Below are 6,150 nucleotides of genomic sequence, written 5' to 3'. Positions count from 1 at the left end.
GACCAGGTCGGCGTCGGTGAGCTGCGGGGCGAACCCCACGGCCGGCCGCCATGGCGCGAGATGCGGAGACGCCTTCAGCAGGTCGTCAGTTTTCACATCGAGTGCAGTCGCGAGGGTGTCCAACTCTGTCTTCACACACTGACGTTGGACGCCCTCGTCCCATGCGCGCAGCCGATCCCTTGAATCGATCCCCGTCCAAGGCGCTGCCAGCGAGCCAGGAACCGAGCGCGATGCGACGAGCAACTGAGGGCTGCCCCTCTGGAAGACCGCCGGGTTCGGTGACTCCTTGCCCCCGTACGAGCGCGACCCGCAGCGGCCGTGGTTGCTGCCGGCACACTGCCGGCCCCGTGATTCCGCCGAGTCACGGGCCAGCAGCGCATCCGCCCACGAGGACGGGACGATCAGTAGGACGACTTCGTGACTCCGGGGAGGAATCCGGCGTGGGCTCCCCCCAGGCGCGGATGCGAGCCACGGCCGCCTCGACACCGATGCTGTCGATCGTCTTGGCGCTGAGCGTCACCGCCTGCACGCCTCCTCGTGCCCGCTCGCCTGTGGCATCTGCGGCTCTGCCCAGGACGCCCGTCACTCACCTGCTGCGTTCGCACGCCGGGACGACCCGGCGAAGAATGGCCGTGTACCGGCAATTCGACTACGGCAGGCTGCACGCAGCCGTTGTGCCGCCGGCCGGACGGGATGATTGTTGTGACAACTTCGCCCTTCGGGTCCGGCGACCCGTTCTCCGATCTCTTCGACCGCTTCTTCGGCATGAGTCCGGCAGCCTCGCCGCCAGCCGTGCAGCGCGTGCCCATCGGACGGCTGCTCAGTGATTCCTCGCACGAGCTGCTGGCGGCGGCAGGCGGCCGGGCGGCCGAGGACGGGTCCGATCTCGACACCGTGCACCTGCTGTGGGCCGCCACGCAGGTGCCGGCCGCCCGGCAGGTGCTGGAGCAGGCAGGCGCTGATGCGGACCAGCTGGCTGCGGACCTGCAGGAGAACCTTCCCACCGGCACCGGAACCGGCGACCCCGGGCTCACGCCAGCGGCGAAGCGCGCCCTGCTTGCCGCCCACGCCCGCTCCCAGGCAACCGATGCCTCGTACATCGGTCCGGAGCACATCCTCGCCGCATTGCTGGACGATTCCGGCCTCGCACGCACGCTGGGATCCGAGGGAGTCTCCCCCGGTGCGCTGAGCGGCGGCGAAGCCGGCCGGAAGGCGGCGTCGGGCGAGCACAGCGACACCCCGACCTTGGACGAGTACGGGCGCGACCTCACCGACGAGGCCCGCAGCGGACGTCTCGACCCGGTGGTCGGCCGGGCCGAGGAGATCGAGCAGACCGTGGAGGTCCTTTCCCGGCGCACCAAGAACAACCCCGTGCTCATCGGCGATCCCGGCGTCGGCAAGACCGCCATCGTCGAAGGACTGGCGCAGCGGATCGTCGCCGAAGAGGTCCCGAAGGCCCTGCGCAACCGCCGCGTCGTGAGCCTCGACATGGCCGGTCTGGTCGCCGGATCCAAGTACCGGGGAGAGTTCGAGGAGCGGCTGAAGAAGGTGATCGACGAGGTCACGGAGGCCGAGAGCGGCATCATCCTGTTCATCGACGAACTGCACACGGTCGTCGGCGCCGGCGGAGGCGGCGAGGGTGCCATGGACGCCGGCAACATTCTCAAGCCCGCGCTCGCCCGGGGCGACCTCAGCGTGGTCGGCGCCACCACCATCGACGAGTACCGCCGGTACATCGAGAAGGACGCCGCCCTCGAACGTCGCTTCCAGCCGGTCATGGTGCGCGAACCCACCGTCGAGGAGACCGTCGAGATCCTGAGCGGGCTTCGCGACTCCTACGAGGCCCACCACCAGGTCCGTTACACGGACGAGGCCCTGGACGCCGCGGCCGCCCTGTCCGACCGCTACATCACCGACCGGTTCCTGCCCGACAAGGCGATCGACCTCATGGACCAGGCAGGAGCACGCGTGGGACTGCGCGGCCTCGGTGCCCCGACCGGGACCGCGAGCCTCGAGGACCGCCTCACCAAGCTGCGCAGGGAGAAGGACGAGGCCGTCAGCACCGAGGACTACGAACGCGCCGCACAGCTCAAGGAGCAGATCCGGCAGGTGGAGCGGGAGCTCGCCGGGGTCGGCGGGGAGCGGGAAGAGGCCGGGAGTGTGACTGCCGAGGACATCGCCGATGTGCTCTCCGCGCGCACCGGCATTCCCGTCTCCCAGCTCACCGAGACCGAGCGCGAGCGGCTCACGAAACTCGAAGAGGCCCTGCACGAGCGGGTGGTCGGCCAGGACGAGGCAGTCACCGCCGTGTCCCAGGCTGTGCGCCGCGGCCGGGCCGGCATGGGAGACCCCGACCGGCCCACCGGCAGCTTCCTCTTCCTCGGACCCACGGGAGTCGGCAAGACGGAACTGGCCAAGGCACTTGCGGAACTGCTCTTCGGAGACGCCGACCGGATGGTCCGCTTCGACATGAGCGAGTTCCAGGAGAAGCACACCGTTTCCCGGCTCGTCGGCTCCCCGCCCGGATATGTCGGCTACGAGGAGGCCGGGCAGCTCACCGAGGCGGTGCGCCGCAAGCCGTACAGCGTTGTGCTGTTCGACGAGGTCGAAAAGGCCCACCCGGACGTCTTCAACCTGCTGCTGCAGGTCCTGGACGACGGACGGCTCACCGACGCCCAGGGACGCACGATCGACTTCCGGCACACCGTGGTCATCATGACCAGCAACATCGCCTCCAAGCGCATCCTGGACCACCAGGGGGCGGTCGACGACATCAGGGATGACCTGATGGCCGAACTGCAGGCGCACTTCCGGCCCGAGTTCCTCAACCGCATCGACGAGATCATCGTCTTCCACGCCCTGACCCGGGCGGACCTGGTGCGCATCGTCGACCTGTTGCTGGAACGCAGCCGGCGCAGGCTCCACGCCCAGCAGATCAACCTCGAGGTCACCGAGACCGCCAAGGAGTGGCTGGCCAACCGTGGCTACCAGCCCGAGTTCGGAGCCCGGCCGCTGCGCCGCACCATCCAGACGGAGCTCGACAACCGCCTTTCGAACATGCTGCTCAGCGGCTCGCTCAATCCGGACGACACCGTCATCGCCGATGTCAAGGACGGCGAGCTGGCACTGACCCTCGGTCCGGCGGCCGCCTCGGGCGGCGCGGACCAGCAGGAGCCGGACACAGCAAGTTCGGCGGAGTAGCCCATCTGAACTGGGATTTCTTTCCTCATGAGGCGGGGTGGACAGCGTCGCCGCCAGGACAGAAGGCGCCACGGCGGCAACTGCCAGGCGGACGTGGCCGGGCATCCCGTGGCACCGCGTAGCGCTCGCGCTTCGACTACTTCCCGGGGGCCGGACGGCCGACGACTGCGGAATCCAGCGGCTCTTCGTCCTGCGCGGCCTGTTGCCTGACGACGCCGACCGCCGCCTGCCGCACCGCTCCGGCGCCGCAGACGCCGGGAGCCGAGGGCGGGCAGTGAGATCAGTGCTCAGGGTCGACCTCGGTGCGGACCAGGTTGCGCTCCGCCCGGCTCGGCAGGTCGGTGAGGAAGACGCCGATTGTCCCCAGCCGCCGTCCTCCTGACGGGGTGCCGACGACTTTAGCCACGTCGGACACGTCGACCTGCTCGTCCGCCACCAGGGGCGCCGTCACGGTGTCCGCCTGCCAGCGGATGCCCCTGGCGATGCGGCGGCGTAGATCCTCCGGTAGGCGGGGGCGAGCCAGGCCATCTCGGGGAGGGCAGGCCCGGGTCGGCGACCAGGACGAACCGCAGGTTCCTGCCCTTCGTGTCCGCGCGTCGGGCTACCTCATAACCCTTGTCCTGCCGCCGGGTGGGCCTCGATGATGTCGCGCCTCGCCGCGCCCGGGCTGCCACCACAGGGAGGGATCCGCTCGTCCACCCGTTCGCCCAGCACGCCGCGCCTGCAGGCCGGGGCACCCCTAGCATGCTGACTGTGCGACCCAATACCCCGAAGATCGAGGGCGGCCGGTTACAGGGCCTCCTGCAGCTCATCGAGGACGGCATCCACCTCGTCGTCGCGGCGCTCCTCGTACTGCTCGCCGGCCTCCTGACCGTCGGGGTCAGCCACGACGTCATCAGGTCGATCCAGGGGCCGTACCGCGAGGAGACGGTCGTTCTCTCCGCCCTGGACAACGGCCTTGTGCTGTTCATCGTGGCCGAGCTGCTCCACACTGTCCGCCTCACCATCAGGAACCAGGCCCTCGACGCGGAGCCGTTCCTCGTCGTCGGCCTGATTGCCGGCATCCGCAAGGTGCTCATCGTGACGGCCGAGGCGGAGAAATCCTTCCGGTGGAACGTCGAGGGGATCGAACTGCTCATCCTGGCGGGGCTGATCCTCGTGATGGCGACAGCGGTGTACGTGTGGCGGCGCTCCACGCGGCCGGGAGACTACTTCCCGCTCCAGGAGCCGCGGCGCTCGCCGCCGGAGCCGTCACCCACCCCGGTGCGCGCGTCCTGATCCGTCACCTTCCGCAGCCACGGCCGCCCGCACCCGCTGCTCCTCGCGAGCAGACCCGACGTCCCGTTCCAGGGGTGTGCGGCTCACGGCCATTCGCGAGGCCCTCCAATGCCCACGTCTGCAGTTCCGCCCCGCGCCGCACCACCGGGCTCCGGTCCCCGGCGGCAGCGCCCTCCCACGCGGCACTGCTGTCGCTGTCCCTGCTTAGTCTGATGCGCGCGCCCACCGGCTGAGGGCAGCGGCCCTCGGCGTGTGGGGAGCGCTGATGCCGGAGTCCGGCAACGCCGACGGGGTGGCCGGTGGCGCGGCCGTGCGGCGCGGGCCGGGGTGGCGCCGGAGCGGGTGTTCGCGGTGGTGCACGCGATCGTGGCCGGTGGTGGGAGCAGGTCCTGTACTGGGAGGACGAGAGATCTGGCCGTACCGCCTGCACCTGCTGGCGGGAGCCTGCGTGTCACGCGGCGTCGACGTTACCTCGAGGGCATCCTGTGGGCACTTGCGATCGCGGAGCAGCCGACGAGAAGGGTCCAGTCATGCGGGTGTCGTCTACGGGCGTGACGGTCGTAGCTCTCCTGGCGGATCCGGACGTGCCGACGGAGATCGCGCAGCGGATGGCCCAGACACTTCCTGCTCGGCTCGCCGACAAGTCGGGCCAGGGGCGACGGTTCGACGTCGAGGTGATCAGTGAGCCCTTCACCTCAGGGACCGAGGACCCTCCCACCTTGATGCGCCGGATCATGGACCGCGGAAGTGCGGAGAATTGGGACATCGTCGTGGCCCTCACCGACCTTCCGCTGCACTCGCACGGGCGCAAGCTCGTTGTGAATCTGAGTCACGAACACGGCTTGGCGCTGCTGTCACTTCCTTCGCTGGGGGGCTTGCGGCTGCAGACGAGGGCCCGGCGGGCCGTGGAAGCAGCCGTGATTGCCCTGGCGGATCCGCGGGCCACAGGGGCTGAAGAACCTCCGCAGAGTCAGCCACTGCTGGGGCCCTTCGTCAGTCGTCTCGCGCCTATTCACCCGGGCACGGTCGATGAGGAGGAGACCGCTGATCTTCGGTACGTCGTCAGCGGGCCACGCGGCTACCTGAGGGTGCTCTTTGGTATGGTCCGCGCCAACCGGCCTTGGCGGTTGGTGCCGGGCTTGTCGAAAGCCCTGGCGGCCGCACTCGCCACGGGGGCCATCGCCACCCTGGACTCCACCACCTGGAGCCTCACTGAGGCCCTGAGCGCGCCACGCCTCGTGGTCGCCATGGTCGGGTCAGTCGGGCTCATGATCGGCTGGCTGATCGTAGACGGGGAGCTGTGGCATCGATCAACAGAGGGCTCGCCGGAGGCGAGGCAGAGGGCGAGGCTCTACAACGCCTCGACGGTCATGACCGTGGGTATCGGTGTGCTCGTCTGCTACGGGGGCTTGATCGTCATCAACTTGGCGTGGGCGCTGTTCATCCTCAACGACCGAGTGTTCGCTTCCATGACACGAACCCCGCTGCACGCCACGGAGTACTTGACGTTGTCCTGGTTCGTCGCTTCGGTCGCCACCGTGGGCGGCGCGCTGGGTTCAGGATTCGAGAGCGACGAGGCGATCCGTGCAGCCGCCTACTCCAAGCGCGAACAGGAACGTCGCCATATGCTCCAAGACGACCACGGTGACCAGCCCTCGAAGTGAACCGATA

4 protein-coding genes and 2 pseudogenes are annotated in these 6,150 nt (G+C 69.2%); 3 read left to right on the top strand and 3 right to left on the bottom strand.

The annotated features are described in order from the left end of the window. A pseudogene (locus AC067Z_RS38405) lies at window positions 1-135 on the bottom strand (IS982 family transposase); the annotation flags it as partial. Between the two features lie 558 nt (window positions 136-693). On the opposite strand from AC067Z_RS38405, the gene AC067Z_RS38400 reads away from it, so the two are divergent. Further along, window positions 694-3,201: an ATP-dependent Clp protease ATP-binding subunit gene (locus AC067Z_RS38400; RefSeq protein WP_478794285.1), complete on the top strand. Its 2,508-nt coding sequence runs from the start codon at window positions 694-696 to the stop codon at window positions 3,199-3,201. 280 nt (window positions 3,202-3,481) lie between these two features. Here AC067Z_RS38400 and AC067Z_RS38395 read toward each other — a convergent pair whose 3' ends face one another. Then, on the bottom strand, window positions 3,482-3,652 hold the full coding sequence (locus AC067Z_RS38395; RefSeq protein ID WP_478794284.1) for a hypothetical protein: 171 nt from the start codon (window positions 3,650-3,652) through the stop codon (window positions 3,482-3,484). 293 nt (window positions 3,653-3,945) lie between these two features. On the opposite strand from AC067Z_RS38395, the gene AC067Z_RS38390 reads away from it, so the two are divergent. After that, the gene (locus AC067Z_RS38390) at window positions 3,946-4,479 is read left to right on the top strand and encodes a phosphate-starvation-inducible PsiE family protein (RefSeq protein WP_478794283.1); all 534 of its coding nucleotides are present in this window, start codon (window positions 3,946-3,948) and stop codon (window positions 4,477-4,479) included. Here AC067Z_RS38390 and AC067Z_RS38385 read toward each other — a convergent pair. Next, window positions 4,453-4,663: pseudogene (locus AC067Z_RS38385) on the bottom strand (hypothetical protein); the annotation flags it as partial. The gene AC067Z_RS38390 and the pseudogene AC067Z_RS38385 overlap by 27 nt on opposite strands. 400 nt (window positions 4,664-5,063) lie before the next feature. Between AC067Z_RS38385 and AC067Z_RS38380 the strand changes: the two are divergent. After that, a complete protein-coding gene (locus tag AC067Z_RS38380) occupies window positions 5,064-6,143 on the top strand; it encodes a hypothetical protein (protein ID WP_478794282.1) in 1,080 nt (359 codons plus the stop codon). Window positions 6,144-6,150 lie beyond the last annotated feature (7 nt).

This window comes from Streptomyces sp. NPDC043812 (assembly GCF_056436245.1).
This window is presented reverse-complemented; position numbering and strand designations above follow the sequence as displayed.

Coding starts and splice junctions, on each gene's coding strand:
- AC067Z_RS38400 (WP_478794285.1), top strand. CDS start 694: ATGATTGTTGTGACAACTTCGCCCTTCGGGTCCGGCGACCCGTTCTCC.
- AC067Z_RS38390 (WP_478794283.1), top strand. CDS start 3,946: ATGCTGACTGTGCGACCCAATACCCCGAAGATCGAGGGCGGCCGGTTA.